The sequence below is a fragment of the Thermosinus carboxydivorans Nor1 genome (assembly GCF_000169155.1).
Classification (GTDB): Bacteria; Bacillota; Negativicutes; order Sporomusales; family Thermosinaceae; genus Thermosinus; species Thermosinus carboxydivorans.
The window spans coordinates 60,125-80,236 of the sequence record NZ_AAWL01000003.1 but is presented as its reverse complement, the minus strand read 5'-3'; the positions used below and the strand labels follow the sequence as shown (position 1 = coordinate 80,236).

The following is a 20,112-nucleotide window of genomic DNA, read 5'->3' as shown; positions in this document are numbered from 1 at the left end:
GTTATTGGGCGGCGGCAACTTCGGCCAACGCCTGCGGCAGTTGCCGTAAATCGGTCAAGGGCAGCAGCCGCTCCTCACCGTAAAGGCCGCTGACCTCCGCCGCTTCGCCCAGGCCCAGGAAAGTAACAATGCCTTGTCCGGCAAAACCGACGGCCGTAGCCAAAACTTTGCCATGGGTAACCTCCGGCATAACGGCAGTCACCGGAATACCGCTCGCTTGCAACGCCCCAGCCAAACGCAGAAACTCGCCGGCGTCATGACAGGAACCAATCGAAAGAACCGCCGGGACACCGTGCGGCAGTACCGACCGCAGGGCCTCGCCTTCAGCGGCGTCCGGACGGCACAGTCCGGCTTTGGCCAAAGCCACCCCGGCGCAGCCGCCGGTAACAACCAAGTAGTCGTCGGCGAGCAGTTCTTGCGCCAACTGGACAATCGCCGCATCCTGGGTAGCGGCTAACTGACCGCAGCCGCCGAGGTAGATAGCCCCACGGACAATCCCCTGGCCATAACCTTTCACCAGGCCGGCCGCTACCGCCGCGCTGTTAGCCGTAAAGCCCGCCTGGACGGCGGCTGACGCTGCGGGAATATCAACACTACGACCATTGCGGCGACGGAAAGCTTCTTGCGCCATGGCGATAGCCTGCGCAGCAGCCTGGGCATCCCGGAGAGCCGCAGCCTTCACCACCGGCACGTTAAGCTGCTCGGCCAAGGACAACGTCGCCGGCATTACGCACTGAGAGCCAATGATCAACAGGTCAACGGCGCCAGTTAACAGCGGCGTTTCCTGGGACTGGTAATTGGTAAGGGCCGGCAAATGATGAGGAGCGCCCAGCTCATTGCCGCACATGGCAACTATATTGACCGTCCCAGAGCGTTCTGCCGCCTGAACGAGTAACTCAACCACTTGGGGCGCAATATGACCGTGCAGGACAATGTTGGGCATCTCGGCTTTGAGCGTTCCCAGACCGGCCTGGGTGACCCCCGGTGCTGCCTGATCGCACATGCGCTCCTTCACTTCGGCGATTGCCGCGAGCGCTTGGACGGCGGCCCGCCCGGCCGCCGCCAGCCGCTCCGTACCGGCAGTGGGCGCCAGCATGTCATCGCCAGAACACACTACCGCTTCCCACATATCCTGGCTAACAGGAGCGCCAAATTCGGCGGCCAGTTGCACAAGGCCGGCCGCGCCGTCCGTCACTTTCCGCAGAAAATAGCCTGCCGCCAGTTCCTTTTGGCCCCGGCCGCAGATGGTGCGCTGCTCGACCGTGGCAAAGGGATTAACGCGGCACGGGCCGTCATAGCAGTCGCTGCAGCAAATACTCAGCCGGCCGAACCCGCATTGGGGCTGCATGGCTTCGGCCCGGTCCCAGGTAAGTTCGGTCTGACTGCGGTACGCTTTTATAATCATTTGGTTAACCGCCGCATCGGCTGATTTCTTGCGCACTTGTTTCATCGTCTACTCATCCTCCCGCACGAAATCTAGGCTGACAACATTCGTCCGACCCACGCCCGGCGCTTGTTTAACAAAGACGGCAATGCGGCCGCGCCTGGCCGCCAGCGCTTTCTCATACGCCGCCTCATCCCCGTAATAAAGCGCGCCGGTAGGGCAAGAAGCCACACAGGCCGGCTCCTCCATATCCACGCAGGCGTCGCACTTGTGAGCTACCTTGTATGCAGGTAGCGGCGTCACCGCCCCGAACGGGCAGACCATGACGCACATCCAGCAGCCCCGGCATTGGGACTGATCAACATAAACCGTTTGCCACTCGTCACTGCGCCGCATCGCGCCGGACGGACAGGCTTTCAGACAGGCCGCGTCCTGACAGTGCCGGCACTGGAGCGGGAAACTGGCCCCGGTCGGCCCGGATACCTCTACCCGCGCTACCGGTTTGGGATTTTCCCGGACGGCCCCGACCAGTGTTTTGGCGACTGAATTCCGTTCCACGGCGCATTGCAGTTCACAGGTTTTGCAACCCAGGCATTTATCACGGTCAACCCATATCCGTTTCATACCATCCACCGTCCTTTACCGCCTGTCGGCCGGTTAGGCAATCCTAACCCCCCACAGGCATAAAATTTCTTCAAGCATGGCGGCGGCCCGGCTCGGGTTAAACACGCCGCACTGGCACGGTTTGGCCAGTTCTTCGGCCGCTTCCCGGACAGTGCGCCGGCCGGCCTTGATATCCTCGATCATTTTCTTTACCAGACTGAACGCGACCATCCCGTGGCCGCACATCGTCGTAAAGCGCAGGATATCCTCGTCGGGCAGCCGTTCGGTCTTACCCCAGATACCAAGCGACGTCTCGCAGGTATGGCGGTCGACGCCCGCCTGGCGGCAGCATTCGTGCACGTCGTCGAGCAGTCCGGAAATAATGACCGACACACCCAGGTCGGCTTCCTTGACCGCCTTGAGGGCTTTAATCAGCGCCTCCCGGTTGTCAAACACGCCGTGGACAATGGAAGTGTCCTTGGTATTGCCGATGATAGTTTCCGGAGAAGTAATAAAAGAATTGCCGGTTTTCATGTCGCCAAGGTTCACCGGATTAAACTGGCGGATAATCTCAAGAAAACGCTGCAGTTTGACATGAGACCCCGCTTCGTTGATTCCTTTGGCCGACATGGCAAAGATGACATAATCGTTTTTCAGACTGTCGGTTGTGCCGCGCCGGTGCAATGTATGGCTCATTGCCGCACCTCCTCCACAAACAGGGGTCTGCCCAGCCCCACGTTGGTCTTGCCGTTGGGCGTGGGCTGCACCCCGGCCGCTTGCGCCAACTCAAAGGCCGGCAGCGTGTCGCCGGGGTGGACCTTGCAGGTCAGGTCGAAACTGCACACGGTATTGATCTTTTTGGCAACTCTCCGGACCGCGTCAATGACCTCCGGTACGCGCGCCAGCGGCACCGTCATTTCGATAATGGCCGACAGCACCTTTTCGTCCATTACTTCCGGATGCATTTTGCCGGTCTTCTTATCGACCATCAGGCTGGTAAGGGGGTTTTTCGGTTCAAACGTGATATCGCCCAGGGCAGCAATGGCCATGGCCACTTTTTCAATGTCAGTAAACCGCGCCCCCATGCCCGGCCGGCCCATTTCCACGGCCATGCCGGCCTCGCCCCACTTAAAGCGGCCGGTAACATCGTTGGTTTTCATTTCTTCGGTGCCCCGTCCGGGAATACGCGTCTCCTTGTGCTCTACCAGGGGATTGCTGAACGTGCCGCGCACCGACCGGGGCCACTGCGGCACTGGTTCGTAGAGCGCATCGCCCGGGCAGACTTGGGCGCGGAAACACACGCCACAGTCTACGCATTCGTGCTGGTCAACCTCGGCCACCACCCGGCCGCGGTCGTCGCGGGTAAAGCGGATCGCCCCCATCGTGCAGTACGCCCGACAACGTCCGCAACCCAAACACTTTGTCTCGTCGACTTTCACCGCTTGCGTCTCCTTTCTTCGCTTGTTATGGAAAATTTACCGCTCCACTACAGAAAGCAAATTTCATGCCAATATTAGCAATTTTGCGAAAAAGAAAAATACAGGCCGCCGTGCCTGTATTTACAATCATTGTTAATTTATTCACTTTCCCGGGCGGCGTTCGAGGGACGCACCAGGGCCCACCCTATTATTTCATTTGTTGCAATTGTTTCAAATAGCTATTCCCCTACCTGGTATTGCTTAAGGCGCCGCCACAGCGTCGTCCGGCTGATGCCAAGCCTGGCCGCGGCCCGGCCGTAATGGTAGTCCGCTTCTTCCAACGCTTTTAGCAGGATGGCCCGGTTAAGGTCCACATCATTGGCTCCGGCAAGCGCCGCGGCCGGCTCAGCCGTCTCGTTTATCGCCTTTCTCCTGCCTGTCTCCCCGGTAAGGACAGCCGCAATGTCGCGCGCCCCGATAACCGGACCGCTGGCCAAGACCGCCAGCCGCTCGGCAATATTACGCAATTCCCGCACATTGCCCGGCCAGTGATACCGGCGGAGCATCGCCTGGGCGTCAGGGCCGATTTCCTTGACCGGCCGGTTGGACCGCAGACAATATAGCTTGAGGAAATGCTGCATGAGAGGGATAATATCCTCCTGCCGCTCCCTAAGCGGCGGAAGGACCAGTTTCAGCACGTCCACCCGGTAATAAAGGTCCTGGCGGAACAGGCCGGCCTGCATCATTTGGTACAGGTCGCGGTTGGTCGCGGCAATAATGCGGACATCGACCGGAATGACCCGGTCGTCGCCAAGGCGCATAATTTCCCGTTCCTGCAGGACCCTGAGCAGCCGTCCCTGCAGTTTGGGGGAGATTTCCGAGATTTCATCGAGAAAAATCGTGCCGCCGTGGGCCAGTTCAAACAAGCCCATCTTGCCGCCGCGCGCCGCGCCGGTAAATGCGCCTTCGGCGTAGCCGAACAGTTCGCTTTCCAGCAGGTTTTCCGGCAAAGCGGCGCAGTTGACCGCTACGAACGGCCCCTTGCGGCGGCTGCTGGCGTTATGAATGCTCTGGGCGAAAATCTCCTTACCCGTTCCCGTTTCACCGGTGATTAATACATTGGAGTTTACCTTGCTGAACTCGCGAGCGATGGCGATTGTCTGGCGGATGGCCGGGCTGTCGCCCAGGATATCGTCAAACGTCAACCGGGCGACAAGACCGCGCTTATAAATTTTCTGCCTGATTTTTCCCTCCAGAGCTTGAATGTCGGCTACCGGCTGAAAGGTGGCCACCGCCCCGACCGCCTGGCCCCTGATAATGATAGGCACCCGGTTGACGGCCACTTGCTGTCCGTTCACCGTTTCGACCTCGCCAAGCTCGGCCCGACCGGACGCCAGCACCCGGCTCAAGCCCAGCTGGGGCAACAGCTTGTCAACAGCCAAGCCGACCGCCTCTCCGGACAAGCCGGTTATTTTCATGGCGGCGGCATTCACCAAATTAATGGCGCCGGCGGCATCCACCGTAATAATGCCCTCGGTCGAATAGTCGAGAATGGTGCGGAATTGTTCGCTGCGCTCCTGCTCCTGGCGTCGCACACGGGCGACCCGTTTCGCTTCCCGCAGGGCATGATAGATCGCTTCCCGGCCGGTTTCGATAAACACGGTTTTAAGCCCCAGACGTTCGGCAATCTGCGTCGACATTACCCCGCCGATGACAATATCGACCCCGCTATTTTTAATGTTCCGGATGCTCTGTTCGGCGTCATCCTCCTCCCGGACCTCGACCACCGCCAGCTTGATGTCCATAATATCTTCGATGCTTTTGGCTCCGTAAATCATGTCCTGGGAACCGACAATCGCGATCTTGGTGGCGGCAAAGCGTTGTTGGCAGGCTTTGACGGCCCGCAGAATATCATAACCGCTTACCGGCATATCGACAACCGGCGTATCGCCCATCAGCCGCTTCAAGGCAGCGGCCGTCACCCCGCGGGCCACAACAACGTCAGTGCTGAAGTCCCGCCGCCGGGCAATCTCCCGTACCCCGGTAGCGAAAATAATATCCAGCTCCCAGCCCGGATCATTCTGTTCCTGAAACGTCCGTTCCACGACCGCCTGCATTTGGGAATATGGTATTATAACCGTTATCTTGCCCACGCTCTCCCCTCCGCTTAGAAAAAAGCCCCCGCAGGGGCTTTTGTCGCACCACAGACGACCATCGGGATAGCCCGCCGCAGCCGGGCAGAGTGGCAGGCCGAGACTTAATCCGTCGCGGCCGTACGGCGCCGCTCGGCCCATTCCCGCAGCTTAAGCACATAGTTTTCCGCAAAGGCGGCCAGGTCCTGGCCGTGATCGGCCGCATCGGCCGGCGTAAGAGTAGTAATGGCCATGTCGTCATAGTAGACGGTCATGTTGGTACCGTCGCTGGTCAAATAGAAGTAGTCGCCAGACAAATTAGGATAGTGTTGAGCCACCTGATAGAGAGCGCCAGCGGTGAAATAGGCGCGGTATATCGGTTTATAGTTATTGTAGGCACTGAAAAAAGCCGGCAGCTGCCATGTGCCGTCCACGACCTGGGCGCTTTTGCCGCTGACGATGACCTGAGGCCGGATATTGTCTTTTTTTATGTACGCTTGCAGTCGCCCCAGCCGTGCTTCCGGCTCGGGGTGAGACGAAAAGATGCCATAACTGGGTTTATTCTCCAAGTCAGCCAGTTTTTGCATGGCCATGATCATGCTGTAGGGGTTGTAGCCCGCCCGCGTACTATAAAGATAACCGAGATAGTCGGCCTCACGCTCGTCGTCGCGACTGTACCCGGCCATAATCGCGTTATAGGCCAAATTTTGCAAAAGTGCTGCCCGATCACCCAGCACGGCGCCGAAAATCAGGCTTACCGCCAGGCTCTTTTCCATCTGGCGCACGCTGTGCCGCTTGACGACGTGTCCAAGCTCATGGCCCAGAACACCGGCCAACTCTTCGTCGGACGGCATATAGTCTACCAGACCCTTAAACACGTAAATAAAACCGCCCGGCAGGGACAAGGCATTGACTTCCTTGGAATTTAACACCTTAAAGGTATATGGCAGTTCTTTGCGGTCACACACTTCTACCAGGCGGGCGCCAATGCGGGCAACCCGCTCCTGTAAGGCCGGGTCGTCGACCAGGCCGTATTTTTTTTCCAAATCCTTGGCCACATCGCGGCCGATCGATATTTCTTCCTTGGTACTGATAAGCGCTGCTTCGGCCGGCGCCGGCCCCGCCAGGACAAACACCAAGGCCAGCATAAGGACAACCGCGCTCACGCGTCTTATTAACAAACCGCAAAGGACGCTAAGGTCGCACCAGATAATTTGCCGCTTCAGGCGAAACATTTCTTTCCCTCCTCCGCTGTGGGATAAATTCGCCTTTCGCTATAGCAAATCCTGCCGCCGCTGCCGTTCTGTTCCATTTGCTGTATAAAGACAGCAAATGTGGGTACTTTATACTTGGGATTCTTTTGGAGAAAGGAAGACAGAACGTGACCAGTCAACGCATCCTAGCGGCCGGTGGACTGCTGCTTTTTCTGCTCAGTACGGCTTACAGCGTTTATTATGACGTTTTTCTCCGGCAAGAACTGCATTTAGCGCTTCTATACAACCTGGACATGGCGCTCAATATGGCGACCAAAGGCGACCTTGCCATGGCCGGCGCCTTTGCCCGCGACTACGCCTGGTTCGCCCAGGCCGCGTACTATCATGCCCGTATCCCCGTGCATCTGGCGGCGGCCGGGGCCATGACCGCCACGGTGCTCTGGCTGGCCGGCAAACTGGATGTGAGCGAACGCATGAAGCGCGTGCTGTCACTTTTCCTCGTCGCCGGCGGCCTGGTCCTGGCCGCCGGTGACTGGCTGCAGGCCAGTGGCAGGTTGCCAATTGGCCGCTACCTTGTTCTCACCGGCTACGCCTGGCTGCTGCTTGGGCTTTTAGGCTATACGCTCTACGCTGCCCTCTTTGCCTGGCTAAGCGCCGCACCCAAACCACGCCGGAGACCAAAGTCATGCTGACCCGCCGCGCGTTTCTCAAATTATGCAGCAGCGCCGCCCTTTCCCTTAGCCTGACCGAACAACTCTACCCCCTGGTACAGGAAGTTTACGCCGCAAAACCGTCAGCCAAGCCCCCGGTCATCTGGCTGGAGCTGGGCGGCTGCACCGGCAACTCCATTTCGTTGGATAACGCCGTCAATCCCACCTTGTACCAGCTTTTGTTCGACATGATTGACCTCCGCTACCACTGGCTGCTCAACGCCGCCCAAGGGGCGCCGGTCATTGACCTTTTGTACGATACGGTAGAGCGGGAAGCAGGCAACTTTTGGCTTATCGTAGAAGGCGCCGTCATGACGGCGGCGGACGGCAAGTTTGATATTCTCTTCATCGACCGGCGGGACCAGGCTGTCACCGGCCTGGCGGCGGTGCGCGCAATGGCCCCCAAGGCCAAATACATCATAGCCGTAGGCGATTGCGCCTGCTATGGCGGTCCCTCCGCCGCCTACCCTAATCCGGGCGGTGCTAAGGGAGTGGGGAAAGTAGTCAGTCAGACCGTCATCAATATCCCGGGCTGCCCGGCCCACCCCGACTGGATAACCGGTACGCTTACCCACCTGTTACTATACGGTATGCCCCAGCTGGACGCTTATAACCGACCAAAAATGTTTTTTGGCAAAACCGTTCACGAGCTGTGCCAGCGGCGGCAGCAGTTTGAAGACGGCATTTTCGCCGACTTTCCCGGCGATGACGGCTGCCTTTACAAAGTAGGCTGCAAGGGACCGGTCACCCATGCTGACTGTCCGCTGCGCCAGTGGAACCATTATGTCAACTGGCCGGTCAAAGCCGGCACGCCGTGCATCGGCTGCGCCAGTCCCTATTTCCCTGACGGCTTAATGCCCTTTTACAACTACCTGCCCGATATCCGCACGCCGGCAGTAACCATCAGCGCCGCCAAAACCGGCGCCGCCGTGGCTGCCCTCGGCGCGGGCGCAGTGGGCACCCATTTGGCGGCCAGCATTTTTGCCCGCCGCATCCACAAACATTTTGTCGAGGGCACCAAGCCGAGCGACCCGACGCCACCGGAGAGCCTAGAACAAGTCAAGCAGGAACTGGACGACCTTATTCGCCAGCAAAACGCCCTCCTGGCGGAAACCAAAAAATTGGAAAGCTATCGCGCCACCAGGCGCCGCAAGTCGTTTTTGCGGCGGCTGGCCGACTTCTGGCGCACCGAGGACAAGGACGGAAAGGGGCGGTAACATGACCGTCAAAACGTTGTTTCCTGTCACCCGCATCCACGAGCCCATTCGTGTGGAAGTGGACGTCCAGGGCGGCCGCGTAGTCGACGCCTGGATTGGCGCTTGTCTGTTTCGCGGCGTGGAGCTCATGCTCACCGGTCGCGACGTGCGCGATGCCCCGCTGTTTGTTCAGCGTATCTGCGGCATCTGCTCCAGCGCCCATGCCGTTGCGGCCGCCCAGGCGCTGGCCAGCGCCTGCCGCGTCCAGCCCACGCCGGCCGGCCAGTATCTCATCAACCTGCTGATGGCCGCCGATTTTCTGCAAAACCACCTGCGCCATTTTTACCTGCTGGTCCTGCCCGACTATGTGACCGGGCCGGACAGCGCCCCGTTTTTCCCCCGCACCAAGGGCGACTTTCGCTTGCCCAAAAAGCTCAACGACGAACTGTTCGGCCATGTCCGCCCCGCCCTCGACCTGGCCGCCCGCGCACATGAAATGATGGCATTGTTTGGTGCCAAAGCCCCCCACCAACAAACCATCATGCCTACCGGCGTGACCGAACGGGCGAATGCCGAGCGGCTGATGGCCTATGGTGCCATTTTGCAAGAAATCAAGGAATGGGTGGAAAAAGTCTACCTTGCGGACGTACTGACCATCGCCGAGTACTATCAAGACTATTTCACCATCGGCCGGGGCTATGGTCATTTCCTGTCGTACGGCGGGTTTCCCGAGCCGGGCACCGGCCAGCCTGCCTTTCCCGTCGGCCTGGTGGAGAACGGCGGCCTCCCCCAACCGCTTGACCTCACCCGCATCACCGAGCACATTCACCATGGCTGGTATCAGGACGATCAGGAAAGCCGTCACCCTATCGAGGGCCGCACCGCAGCCGCCCCGGACAAGTCAGCGGCCTACTCGTGGTGCAAGGCGCCGCGCTATGGCCGTCTGCCGGCCGAGACCGGACCGCTGGCTAGGGCATGGATCAGCGGTGAGTACCGGCGCGGCATCTCGGTCATGGACCGCCTGATCGCCCGGGCCCGCGAGGCGCTCAAAATCTGCCGGCTGGCCCAGGAATGGCTGGCGCGGATAGCTCCCGGCGCGCCCACGCTGGCGCCCTATACCCTGCCACCCCGCGGCGAAGGCGTCGGCCTTCTGGAAGCTATGCGCGGCGCGCTGGGCCACTGGCTGCGCTTTGAAGAAGGCAAAATCAGCCACTACCAGATTGTCACGCCAACAGCCTGGAATTTCTCGCCCCGGGACAATCTGGGCCAGCGCGGCCCGGTCGAGGAGGCCCTCATCGGCACCCCCATCGCCGCTCCCGAAAGTCTGATTGAAGTGGGGCGCGTCATCCGCTCCTTCGACCCCTGTTTCACCTGCGCCGCCCACCTCATCAGCGCCCCCCTTCGCCAGCACCTGCGCCAGGCTGGCTGCATCCCTGACCGGCGCCCGGCAGGCAAAATCCTGACAGACCTAGGCGGTTTCCCCCAATAGGTCCAGCCCCTCTTCCTGCATCGGCATCTTCGGCCGAATAAAAGCCCTCTTCCGGCGCGGTCATATCCCGCAGCACATAGGTCAAAATCTCTTCGGCTACCGCCACGTTATTGATTCAGCATCCGCAGAAGAAATTCCAGAAGGGAGAATAACACATTGTTCGACTATACGGTGACTTCGCAAAAAAGTTTTCAAGAGGCGATTGATAGTTTAAAAGAGGCACTGATCTCAATAAAGTTTGGTGTTTTATGGGAACTTGATGTACCCGGTAAGCTCCAGGAAAAAGGAGTACAGTATAAAAGGAACTTTCGAATTTTAGAAGTCTGTAATCCGCAAAAGGCCAAAGAGGCACTGGAAGCGGATATACGTGTCGGGTATTTTTTGCCCTGTAAGATAGTGGTATATGTAAAGGATGATATTACGCAAATTGGAACAATCCGTCCTACAACTATGATACAGATGTTTAATAATACTGCTCTTCATTCTTTTGCTCATGAAGTTGAGCAAGAACTAATAAAAGCCATTGATATGGCAAAGTAACAATATAAATTTAATTAGACCAGCATACCGGTTTTAACGGCTTGCTGGTCTTTATGTTCAGCTGTATTTACAAAAAAAAGCGCCAGCAATCGCTCGCGCTTAAGCTACACCTTTACTTATAGATCTTGATGCGCTCTGCCAGGGGCTGAAACTCTTTTGCGCCCGGCTGGGAAACAGGCTTGCCAAACGGCATCTGGGCCAGGAGTTTCCAGCTGTCCGGAATATGCCACTCGGCTTTTACGGCGTCATCAATGACCGGATTGTAATGCTGCAGCGATGCACCCAACCCTTCTTGCTCCAATGCCGTCCAGACGATAAACTGCAACATCCCCGCCGAATGATTAGAAAACGTCAAAAAAGCGTCGCGATATGTCGGAAACTGCTGCTGTAGTCGTTCAATTACCTGCATGTCCTCAAAAAACAGAATTGAACCATACCCGCTGCGAAAAGCGTTGTTGATTTTATCTTCCGTAGCCGAAAATTGCGTTGCCGGCACGATTTTCTTTAATTCCGCTTTGACAATATCCCACAGCCGGTCATGGTGCTCCCCTAGCAGCACGACTACGCGCGCGCTCTGGGAATTGAAGGCCGAGGGCGCATGTTTTACCGCCTCGCTCACAATCTCCAGAATGCGCTCAGCGGCAACGATTGGCTCTTTACTGAGGCTATAATATGTTCTTCTGTTTTTTACCGCGTCCCAAAAAGACATCTTCACGGCCTCTTCCCCCTTTTTATATTGCTGCTACTTCAGTTACGACTCCGCCATCAGCATTTTACTGTTCTTTCCATAATTCTACTTTACCACTAATTAACAGCAATAACAAGTGTTTATGAATAATAATTAGCAAAAGCCTTGTTTAGATAATAGCCTTAAAATTTTGTTTGTCACAAGTGGCTGTCTTGGGGGGAATGAGAAAGTTGTGTTGAATCATGTTGATAACCGCTTTTTAGGATAGAACGCAAAAAGTGCGATTTCATCAAAAAGGAGCCCTTGCCGTCATGTGTATCATTTTATTCGCGTATCGTCACCACCCCCGGTATTGGCTGGTGCTGGCCGCCAACCGGGATGAGTTTTACCGCCGCCCCAGCGCGCCGGCTCACTTTTGGCCAGATCAGCCAATGCTGCTGGCTGGTCGTGACCTTGAGCAGATGGGCACCTGGCTGGGCATCACAAGAAGCGGCCGCTTAGCCGCCCTGACTAATTACCGGGACCCGGCCAGCTACCGCCCGGACGCCCTGTCCCGCGGTAAACTTGTCAGCGGCTACCTGGGCAGCGAGCAGCAGCCGCGCGACTACCTGGCGGCCGTCGACCGCCAAGCTAATGAGTACAACGGCTTCAACCTGCTGGTCGGCGATGCGACCGGGTTATGGTATTATTCTAACCGGCACAACAAAGTTACCGCGGTCGCCCCCGGCATCCACGGTCTCAGCAACCACTTGCTGGACACAGCCTGGCCGAAAGTGGCCAAAGGCTGCCACAAGCTGGCCGCTTGCTTGGCAGCCGACGACGTCAAGGAGGACAATCTTTGGGACATTCTCGCCGATAGACAGCCGGCGCCGGATCATGAGCTGCCTGCGACCGGCGTCAGCCGGGAGCTGGAACGGGCCTTATCGCCCATATTTATCGTCACGCCGGACTACGGCACCCGCGCGGGCACCCTGCTGCTGATTGACTATGCCGGCAACGTCCGGTTCATTGAAAGGACCTATTCGCCTGCCGGGGACAGCATCGCAACCAGGGAATATATATTTAAGCTCAGGCTGACTTCCGGGCAAGGCTTTCAGCCCATCGGCTAATTGACTGCCGATCAAAAGCATAAAAACCGCTTAACTAACCTTTCGCCTTCTCCCCTAGGCGTATAATCAAAACACTGTGCCGGTTGCACATGGAAAGTCGAACTGGCGAAGCCAATAAAATTTCGCGCTTGATGGAAAAAATATTGACATTTCCACAAAACTGTTATATATTGTTTATGAAATATATTTCATAAACGAAAGGAGCGCCATGGGTCGTCCGCACAAAGAACGTCTTGTTGAACAACTGCCACCCGTTACTCACTACAAACCAGCCGGTATACCGCTCAGAAACATCGCCGAAGAGATGACGATATCCGTGGAAGAAATGGAAGCCATGCGCCTGGCCGACATCGAACAACTTGACCAGTCTGCCGCCGCCGCCCGCATGGACATATCTCCCGCTACCTTCAACCGGCTTTTAAGCAGCGCCCATCAAAAAATTGCGACGGCGCTCTGGCAAGGTTATGCCTTGCGCATCGAAGGCGGCAATTTCCGCATTGTTGGGTCGCAGCCATCACCTACCTTTGTCTGTCACGCCTGCGGCCACCACTGGGCGGCGCCGCGCGGCCACGGACATTGCGGGCGCCGTGCAACCTGTCCGGCCTGTCTGTCGCCAAACGTCAGCCGTCAGCACTAATCTTTTTTTAACTTCGTTATGAAATATATTTCATAAAATAACGAAAGGAGGTGAAACCTATGCCTGGCAGAGACGGAACCGGTCCTATGGGCACCGGCCCGATTGGCCGCGGTTTGGGCGGCTGTCTGGGGGCTATTGCTGGCTTCGGTCGCGGCATGGGCCGCGGGTTTGGCGTTGGGTTCGGCCGCGGTCGCGGCATGGGCTGCGGCTTTGGCTTTGGTTTTGGCCGCGGCATGGGCCGCATGGCCGCCAGTGCCCAGGGAGCATCGGCTATGATGAGCACCGAACAAATGCAAATGATGGCCGACCAGCTGGAAAAGCGGGCGGCTAACCTACGCAGCCTGGCCAATAAATCCACTCAAGAAAAGGCGGAGGAAACCAAATAACCTCTAGCCGTTTAGCGGAGGTATTGATGTGATTATCAGCATTGCCAGCGGCAAGGGAGGTACCGGCAAGACCTCCCTCGCCCTCCTTCTTGCCAGCGTCCGCCCTGGCGTAACCGTCGCCGATTGCGACGTGGAAGAGCCAAACTGCCACTTGCTCCTGGCGCCCACATGGCATCAGCCTGACGAAGAAATAACGGTAATGACCCCGGTGCTTGACGCCGGTCGCTGCACAGGCTGCGGCCGCTGCAGCGAGGTATGTATGTTTAATGCCATCGCCATCGCCGGCGACAAGGCAGTAATCTTTGACGAACTTTGCCACAGCTGCGGCGGTTGCATCCTTGCCTGCCCCGCATCAGCCCTTGCCGAAGGAACAAAAACCATTGGCGTCATCAACTCCGGGATGGCTTCCGTCTTCCCCGGCATCAAGTTGGTAAGCGGCCACCTACGCGTAGGCACGCCCAACGCCACCCCGCTCATAAAAGCCTTAAAAAAAGAATTAGCCGCCCAGGCCGGCGACATCATTGTCGATTGCCCGCCTGGCACAGCCTGCGCTATGGTCGCGGCCGTAAAAGACAGCGATTTTTGTTTGCTGGTCACTGAACCCACCCCGTTTGGCCGGCATGACCTTGCCCTCGCCATTGGCATCGTCCGCATGCTCGCATTGCCGGCCGGCGTAGTAATCAACAAGAGCGATCCGGCCGCCGACCACATCATCGACGATTTGTGCCGCGAACACGGCATGCCGGTTATCGCCAGACTGCCGTACAGCACTGACTTTGCCCGGCAGTATGCTGCCGGCAAAATCAGCCATGAATTTGCCGAAATCGCCAGCCAAATTTGGGACTGGCTTACGGCCGCTAAGGAGGCATCTGCATGCAAGAACTTGTCATCGTAAGCGGCAAGGGCGGTACTGGCAAGACCAGCATCGCGGCGGCGCTGGCGCATCTGGCCCCGCGCAAAGTCATTGCTGACTGCGACGTGGACGCCGCCAATTTTCACCTCATAGCAGGCGCATCGCAGCGGGAGGCGCATGGGTTTACTGCCGGCTTCGAGCCTCATGTCGACCACACAAACTGCAACGGCTGCGGCATATGCACCCGCCTGTGCCGGTTTGGCGCCATCACCAGCGGCACGCTTACTTCGCCGCTAGACTGCGAGGGCTGCGGCGTGTGCGCCTTCAACTGTCCCCAGCACGCCATTGCCATGCGGGAAAAAGAAGCTGGCCATTGGTTTATCGCCGATACCCGCCTGGGCCTGCTCGTGCATGCCAGATTGGGCCTTGCGGTAGAAAACTCCGGCAAACTGGTAAGCAAGGTTCGCCAAGAAGCAAAAAAACTTGCTACCGCTAATAAATATCCGTTAATCATCACCGACGGCCCGCCTGGTATCGGCTGTCCGGCGATTGCGGCCATTTCCGGCGCCAGTCTGGTCTTAGCCGTTGTGGAACCCACGCTGTCCGGCCGGCATGACCTCAAGCGGCTGGCCAGCCTGGTTAAACATTTTCAGTTGCCTATGGCCGTTTGTATTAACAAAAGCGACTTACATACAGAAAACACCAATGCCATCGCTGCCTGGTGCGCCGATGCCGCTATCCCCGTCGTTGGCCGCATCCCCTACAGCGATGCGTTCCGGACAGCGGTAAACCAGGGCAAAACCGTCATGGACACTGACGATACCAGCGTAACAGAGCCTCTAAAAGCCATGTGGCGCAGTCTGGCAGAAATGCTGGGTATTGCCGACATGCGCAGCAAGTCGTTTTTGTCCCGCTGGCTAACCAGATTTAAACAATCATGAAAGCGAGGGATGAGTGATGAAAATCGCCGTTACTGCCCATGGCCAAGACCAAAATGCAACCGTTGACAGCCGTTTTGGGCGAGCGGCCTATTTTGTCGTTTATGATCAAACAGCAGGCAGCTGGTCATGCCACGACAACACCCAGAACCTGGAGGCTGCTCACGGCGCCGGCATTCAGGCGGCGCAAAACCTCATAAAAACAGGCGCAAAAATTCTGATCACCGGCAATGTGGGGCCAAAAGCGTTTAAAGTGCTGTCAACCGGCGGCGTCAAAATATATTCGATTGGCAATGCCTCACCTACTGTCGGCGAGGCAATTAAGTTGTTTAACGCCGGTGAGCTTCCTGAAATCGCCGCGCCCAATGCGCTGGAAATCAAAAAATAAAGTAAAGTGAAAGGGGAAAATATTATGTCGTTAGAAAAAATGGAAAAAATTGCTGTCCCGACCGCCAGCGGTAAACTTTGCGCCCATTTCGGTCACTGCGAACAATTTACCTTTTTCACTGTCAAAGATGGGAAAATAATTGTAAAAGAAACTTTGACGCCCCCACCGCACGCGCCCGGCGTCATCCCCAACTGGCTGGCCGACCAGGGGTGCACCCTGCTGCTAGCCGGCGGCATTGGTGAAAACGCTCAACAAATTCTGGCCCAAAAAGGCGTTAAGGTATTATGCGGCGCACCGTCGGCACCGCCTGAAGAAGTTGTCAGCCTTTACCTTGCCGGCAAACTAGCGAGCCGGCAAAACGCCTGCGACCACGGTCACCATGGTCATGGCTGCAGCCATTGAATACCGCGCCCGCAATCTGCCGGCACAGGCCGGGGAAAAAATTAAACGCACACTCCAAAAAGCGGTGCCTGCTCGTATGCAGGCACCGCGGACTTTACTATAACACCAATTTAAACCGGTGAACCGGACGGCCGACAGTCAGATATTCCATTGTCCGCTGCACCCGGCCCAGGTCGACGAAGTATTCCAGGTAGCGCCGCGCCGTTACCCGCGAGATGCCGACCCCCGCCGCAATCTCCTCGGCCGAGAGAGGCGCGGTTTGATTGGCGAGAAAGTCAATGATCAAATTCATCGTCTGCTGACTGAAATTTTTGGGAATGTCGTCCGGCCCCGCGGACCGTTGGCGCACAGAAAACATCTCGTCAATATCCTCTTGAGCCAAATTGGTCTTTTTCAACGTCTTTTCGCGAAAACTGCGGTATGCTTCCAGTACGGCTCGATAGCGCTCAAACTTAAACGGCTTGGCGATATAGCCGACCACTCCTTGGCGGAGTATCCGACTAACCGTCTTGCTGTCGTCAGCCGCCGTCACCATAATGACATCGACCGGCTGATCGCGGCGCCGCAGTTCGGCCAGTACCTCCACACCTGTTTTCTCGGGCAGATAATTGTCAAGAATTATTAAGTCTACACTCTTTTGGGCAACAAACGCCAGCGCCGCCGCGCCGTCTTTAACGACGCCGACCACGGTAAACCCGGTGACCGCCTCGGTAAATTTTTTATTGATTTCGGCCACCATCGGATCGTCCTCGACAATCAGGACACGGATATCGTCCACAGCCATCACCCCCGCCCGTATGGTATGACAACAGTAAACTCAACCCCGGTCGGCTCCAAATTGCGGTGAGTAATCGCGCCACCAACCAGCTTAAGCTTTTCCGCCACCAGCGCCAGCCCCAGGCCACTGCCGGTCGGCTTGGTCGTCACGCCGCGCTTATACATGTGGGCGGCCAGCGTTTCATCAATCGTCGGGCCGGAGTTACGGACGATGATCATTAGCTTGTCGGCCTGCTGCCTGATACTGACCCACACCGCCTTGTGCGAACTTGCAGCAAGCGCTTCCACCGCGTTTTGCAGCAAATTCCCCAGAATCAATACAATGTCGCCGCTGGCAACATTGACCGGGAGCTGCTCCAGGCTGGCGTCAGGGTCGATCGTAAACTCAATCCCCTGCTCTTTCATTTGACTGGTCTTGCCGACCAACAGGCCGTAGATGACTGCATCCTTAATCTGAGCAAGTTGCGTAAACAGGCCTTGCTGGCTCAGTTGACTGTCGATGGCGAAGTTAACCGCTTCGTCATAGCGTCCAAGCTGAATCAGGCCGGCAATGGTGTGCAGCTTATTTTTAAACTCATGGGCCTGCGCCCTGAGTACATCCACCAAGCGATGGACGCCAGTCAACTCCTCCGCCAGCCGATTGATTTCCGTCCGGTCGCGAAAACTAATCACTGCGCCGACGACCTTACCATCGACCACGATGGGCACACTGTTAGCCATAATAATGATTTCGCCGACCCGTTGCTCCTCGTCTTGGATCGGCCGGGCCTCGCGCAGCACGTCGGCCAGCCGGTTGTCAGGCAACACCTGGTCGATTAATAGTCCCCGGCTGGCGTCGGCATCAACACCCAGAATCCGCGCCGCCTCATTGTTAATGACACGAATGATTTTCTGGGTATCGACGGCGATAACCCCCTCGCGAATGGCCTCCAGCGTCGCCTCCCGCTCCTTAAGGATGGTAGCAATTTCCCGGGGTTCCAGCCCAAACGTCGCCTGTTTGACGTTTCTGGCCAAGAGGCCAGCGCCGACCGAACTCACAGCCGCCGCCACGACCAACACAACCAATAGTTTTTCGACCGTTTTGCGCGTGATGGTATAAATATCGTCTAAATAAAAGCCCACTGAAACAAACCCGATTTGGCGGCTGCCGTCAGGAGCATAAATGGGCGCATTGGCGCGCAGCGACGGGGCAAGATTCCCCTGAGCAATATACACGTATTCCTCGCCCCTGAGCACCGGCTCGCGGTCGATCCAGGGCGCCATCGGCGTGCCCACCATGGACGGAACAGGATATGACAAGCGCACTTCCTGCATGTTGCTGATAATGATAAACGCCGCTCCGGTCGCCTCCCGCCACCGCTCGGCGAACGGCTGCAGCACCGCCGACGGATTGTCCGACATAATCGCCTCCTGCACGGTCGGTACCCGGGCGACAACCCGGGCAATGGCCAGGGCCCGGTTACCGACACTGGTCTGAACATGGTCGGACACCAAATTATAAACCAGCACACCCACCAGGGCCAACGTTAGGCACATGGTGGCTAGACTGAGCAATAAAATTTTCGTGCGTAATTTCATGTTTTTTTCAAAAAGCAAGCCAATCACCCCGCTGCCAAAAATTCAATGCCTGGCGGCATATTCCTGCCGGCGCGGGGCGATTGGCGCCTGTCAATTGTTGTTAGGGTAAGTTTTGCTAGCGGTTTAAAGCGGCTTGCGGATGACGTCGATGATGCTGCCGTCCCGGTACTCGACCACGGCGACCACCTCGTCGCCAACCGGGATGGGATCGGGTTTGCCTGCCAAATCGTAAGCGATTTTTTGCAAATCCTCGATGTTCATCACCGGCACTGGCGCGTCCTTAAGGCGATCGACCAGATCCTGGCGACGCGGATTGACGGCCACCCCGCGCTCGGTGACAATGACGTCCACCGTTTCCCCTGGCGTGACCACGGTATGCACCTTGTCACGCACCATCGGCAGCCGTCCCCTGAGCAGCGGCGCCACCACAATGGCGAGCGCCGCTCCTGCGGCAGTGTCACTATGGCCGCCGGACGCGCCCATGATGACCCCATTGGAGTCAGTAATGACGTTGACGTTGAAATCGACGTCAACCTCGGTTGCGCTCAAAATAACCACGTCTAGGTTATTGACAATCGGCCCCCGGTTATGGGGATTGGCATAAAACGACGCCGACATTTCCAGGTGGTTGGGGTTTTTGCGCAGCGACTGAATGGAAACGATGTCAAAGTCCTGGACGTCGTACATCGCCTTAAACAGCCCCTGTTCCAACATCTCGACAAACGGCGCGGTAATCCCGCCAACGCCGAAGCTGCCGGTAATGCCCTGGGCCACCATTTTTTCCTTGATGAACTTGGCAGCGGCCAGCGACGCGCCCCCGCTGCCCAGCTGGAGCGAGTAGCCGTCCTTGAAATAGCCCGAATACTCAATTACCGTTGCCGCATACTCGGCAATTAGAAGCTCGCGTGGATCGCGGCTGATCCTGAGCGCACCCGAGGCGATGCCTTTGGGATCACCGATGCTGTCGACGACGACGATATAGTCCACCTGCGTCTGAGGAATGCTGATGGGATAAAGTGGCGCGGTTACCAGATTGTCGGTAATGGCGACCACCTTGTCGGCATAGGCCGCGTCCACCATGGCATACCCGAGCGAACCGCACGCCGATTTACCTTCAATGCCGTTGATGTTGCCATGAGTGTCACAGCATGGCGCCCCAATAAACGCGACATCAATGTGCAGTTCACCGCACTCGATAGCTCTGGCCCGGCCACCATGCGAGCGGATAATGGCCGGTTTGGCCAACTTGCCGGCAGTAATGAGTTTGCCCAATTTGCCGCGGGCGCCGCTGGTCTCAATGGCAGTAATGACGCCCTGCTCGATATAAGGAATGATCGCGTCGTTGACATCGTTAAGCGAGCTCGGCGCCAGCGTCAGCCCCTTGATGCCCTTGCGGGCGATGGCCTCGACGACCATGTTAAGGATATAATCGCCATTGCGGAAATGATGGTGAAACGAGATAGTCATGCCGTCTTTGAGGCCGGCGGCCTCAATCGCCTGCTCGATCGACGCCACCAGTTTTTCCGACCGCGGCTTGTTAACGCTCAGTTTCGGCCCAGTCGCCCGCCCCTCCGGCATGAGCGCAAACGGTCCGGCATACGGCCGTACTTGGTTGAAACCGGTTATTGTATCAGGAATTTCCCTGCCAATCGCATTAATCATGCCTACAC

General features: G+C 57.4%; 21 protein-coding genes. 11 read left to right on the top strand and 10 right to left on the bottom strand.

The genetic code is table 11. The features are described from left to right. Position 1: 1 nt before the first annotated feature. From TCARDRAFT_RS03315 to TCARDRAFT_RS03290, 6 genes are all read right to left on the bottom strand, one after another. Entirely contained in the window at positions 2-1,450 is a 1,449-nt protein-coding gene (locus TCARDRAFT_RS03315) for an anaerobic carbon-monoxide dehydrogenase catalytic subunit (RefSeq protein WP_007288589.1), read from the bottom strand. 3 nt (positions 1,451-1,453) lie between these two features. Further along, positions 1,454-2,008, bottom strand: coding sequence for a 4Fe-4S dicluster domain-containing protein (locus TCARDRAFT_RS03310; protein WP_007288588.1), 555 nt, complete (start codon positions 2,006-2,008; stop codon positions 1,454-1,456). 33 nt (positions 2,009-2,041) lie between these two features. Continuing rightward, the gene (locus TCARDRAFT_RS03305) at positions 2,042-2,683 is read right to left on the bottom strand and encodes a hypothetical protein (RefSeq protein WP_007288587.1); all 642 of its coding nucleotides are present in this window, start codon (positions 2,681-2,683) and stop codon (positions 2,042-2,044) included. Then, positions 2,680-3,426: an ATP-binding protein gene (locus TCARDRAFT_RS03300; protein ID WP_007288586.1), complete on the bottom strand. Its 747-nt coding sequence runs from the start codon at positions 3,424-3,426 to the stop codon at positions 2,680-2,682. The genes TCARDRAFT_RS03305 and TCARDRAFT_RS03300 overlap by 4 nt, the downstream gene beginning before the upstream one ends. Before the next feature lie 218 nt (positions 3,427-3,644). After that, positions 3,645-5,558, bottom strand: a complete 1,914-nt coding sequence (locus tag TCARDRAFT_RS03295) for a sigma-54-dependent Fis family transcriptional regulator (RefSeq protein WP_007288585.1) — start codon at positions 5,556-5,558, stop codon at positions 3,645-3,647. A gap of 104 nt (positions 5,559-5,662) precedes the next feature. Beyond that, the gene (locus tag TCARDRAFT_RS03290; RefSeq protein ID WP_007288584.1) at positions 5,663-6,772 is read right to left on the bottom strand and encodes a M48 family metallopeptidase; all 1,110 of its coding nucleotides are present in this window, start codon (positions 6,770-6,772) and stop codon (positions 5,663-5,665) included. A 146-nt stretch (positions 6,773-6,918) separates the two neighbouring features. On the opposite strand from TCARDRAFT_RS03290, the gene TCARDRAFT_RS03285 reads away from it, so the two are divergent. From TCARDRAFT_RS03285 to TCARDRAFT_RS03270, 4 genes are all read left to right on the top strand, one after another. Continuing rightward, positions 6,919-7,443 (top strand): hypothetical protein, encoded by a 525-nt coding sequence (locus TCARDRAFT_RS03285; protein WP_040682998.1) that lies wholly within the window; start codon positions 6,919-6,921, stop codon positions 7,441-7,443. After that, positions 7,437-8,678, top strand: coding sequence for a hydrogenase small subunit (locus tag TCARDRAFT_RS03280; RefSeq protein WP_007288582.1), 1,242 nt, complete (start codon positions 7,437-7,439; stop codon positions 8,676-8,678). Before TCARDRAFT_RS03285 ends, TCARDRAFT_RS03280 begins: the two co-directional genes overlap by 7 nt. 1 nt (position 8,679) lies before the next feature. Beyond that, entirely contained in the window at positions 8,680-10,146 is a 1,467-nt protein-coding gene (locus TCARDRAFT_RS03275; protein ID WP_007288581.1) for a nickel-dependent hydrogenase large subunit, read from the top strand. Between the two features lie 156 nt (positions 10,147-10,302). After that, the gene (locus tag TCARDRAFT_RS03270; RefSeq protein WP_007288580.1) at positions 10,303-10,686 is read left to right on the top strand and encodes a DUF302 domain-containing protein; all 384 of its coding nucleotides are present in this window, start codon (positions 10,303-10,305) and stop codon (positions 10,684-10,686) included. A gap of 112 nt (positions 10,687-10,798) precedes the next feature. Here TCARDRAFT_RS03270 and TCARDRAFT_RS03265 read toward each other — a convergent pair whose 3' ends face one another. Continuing rightward, a complete protein-coding gene (locus TCARDRAFT_RS03265) occupies positions 10,799-11,395 on the bottom strand; it encodes a nitroreductase family protein (RefSeq protein WP_040682997.1) in 597 nt (198 codons plus the stop codon). A 290-nt stretch (positions 11,396-11,685) separates the two neighbouring features. On the opposite strand from TCARDRAFT_RS03265, the gene TCARDRAFT_RS03260 reads away from it, so the two are divergent. From TCARDRAFT_RS03260 to TCARDRAFT_RS03230, 7 genes are all read left to right on the top strand, one after another. Further along, positions 11,686-12,483 carry an NRDE family protein gene (locus TCARDRAFT_RS03260; RefSeq protein ID WP_007288578.1) on the top strand — a complete coding sequence of 266 codons (798 nt, stop codon included), beginning with the start codon at positions 11,686-11,688 and terminating at the stop codon, positions 12,481-12,483. A gap of 208 nt (positions 12,484-12,691) precedes the next feature. After that, positions 12,692-13,120, top strand: coding sequence for a DUF134 domain-containing protein (locus tag TCARDRAFT_RS03255; RefSeq protein WP_007288577.1), 429 nt, complete (start codon positions 12,692-12,694; stop codon positions 13,118-13,120). A 59-nt stretch (positions 13,121-13,179) separates the two neighbouring features. Next, positions 13,180-13,506 carry a DUF5320 domain-containing protein gene (locus tag TCARDRAFT_RS15695; RefSeq protein WP_007288576.1) on the top strand — a complete coding sequence of 109 codons (327 nt, stop codon included), beginning with the start codon at positions 13,180-13,182 and terminating at the stop codon, positions 13,504-13,506. Positions 13,507-13,534: 28 nt separating this feature from the next. Continuing rightward, positions 13,535-14,401, top strand: a complete 867-nt coding sequence (locus TCARDRAFT_RS03245; RefSeq protein ID WP_007288575.1) for a nucleotide-binding protein — start codon at positions 13,535-13,537, stop codon at positions 14,399-14,401. After that, positions 14,380-15,300, top strand: a complete 921-nt coding sequence (locus TCARDRAFT_RS03240; RefSeq protein ID WP_007288574.1) for an ATP-binding protein — start codon at positions 14,380-14,382, stop codon at positions 15,298-15,300. The genes TCARDRAFT_RS03245 and TCARDRAFT_RS03240 overlap by 22 nt, the downstream gene beginning before the upstream one ends. Positions 15,301-15,316: 16 nt before the next feature. Further along, positions 15,317-15,685, top strand: a complete 369-nt coding sequence (locus TCARDRAFT_RS03235; protein WP_007288573.1) for a NifB/NifX family molybdenum-iron cluster-binding protein — start codon at positions 15,317-15,319, stop codon at positions 15,683-15,685. A gap of 24 nt (positions 15,686-15,709) precedes the next feature. Continuing rightward, a complete protein-coding gene (locus TCARDRAFT_RS03230; protein ID WP_007288572.1) occupies positions 15,710-16,087 on the top strand; it encodes a NifB/NifX family molybdenum-iron cluster-binding protein in 378 nt (125 codons plus the stop codon). A 97-nt stretch (positions 16,088-16,184) separates the two neighbouring features. Here the strand turns inward: TCARDRAFT_RS03230 and TCARDRAFT_RS03225 are convergent, their stop codons facing one another. From TCARDRAFT_RS03225 to citF, 3 genes are all read right to left on the bottom strand, one after another. Beyond that, positions 16,185-16,871 carry a response regulator gene (locus tag TCARDRAFT_RS03225; RefSeq protein WP_040682996.1) on the bottom strand — a complete coding sequence of 229 codons (687 nt, stop codon included), beginning with the start codon at positions 16,869-16,871 and terminating at the stop codon, positions 16,185-16,187. Beyond that, on the bottom strand, positions 16,871-18,469 hold the full coding sequence (locus TCARDRAFT_RS03220) for an ATP-binding protein (protein ID WP_232199083.1): 1,599 nt from the start codon (positions 18,467-18,469) through the stop codon (positions 16,871-16,873). The genes TCARDRAFT_RS03225 and TCARDRAFT_RS03220 overlap by 1 nt, the downstream gene beginning before the upstream one ends. A gap of 96 nt (positions 18,470-18,565) precedes the next feature. Continuing rightward, complete coding sequence (gene citF / locus TCARDRAFT_RS03215; RefSeq protein ID WP_007288569.1) at positions 18,566-20,104, bottom strand: citrate lyase subunit alpha; 1,539 nt, start codon at positions 20,102-20,104, stop codon at positions 18,566-18,568. Positions 20,105-20,112 lie beyond the last annotated feature (8 nt).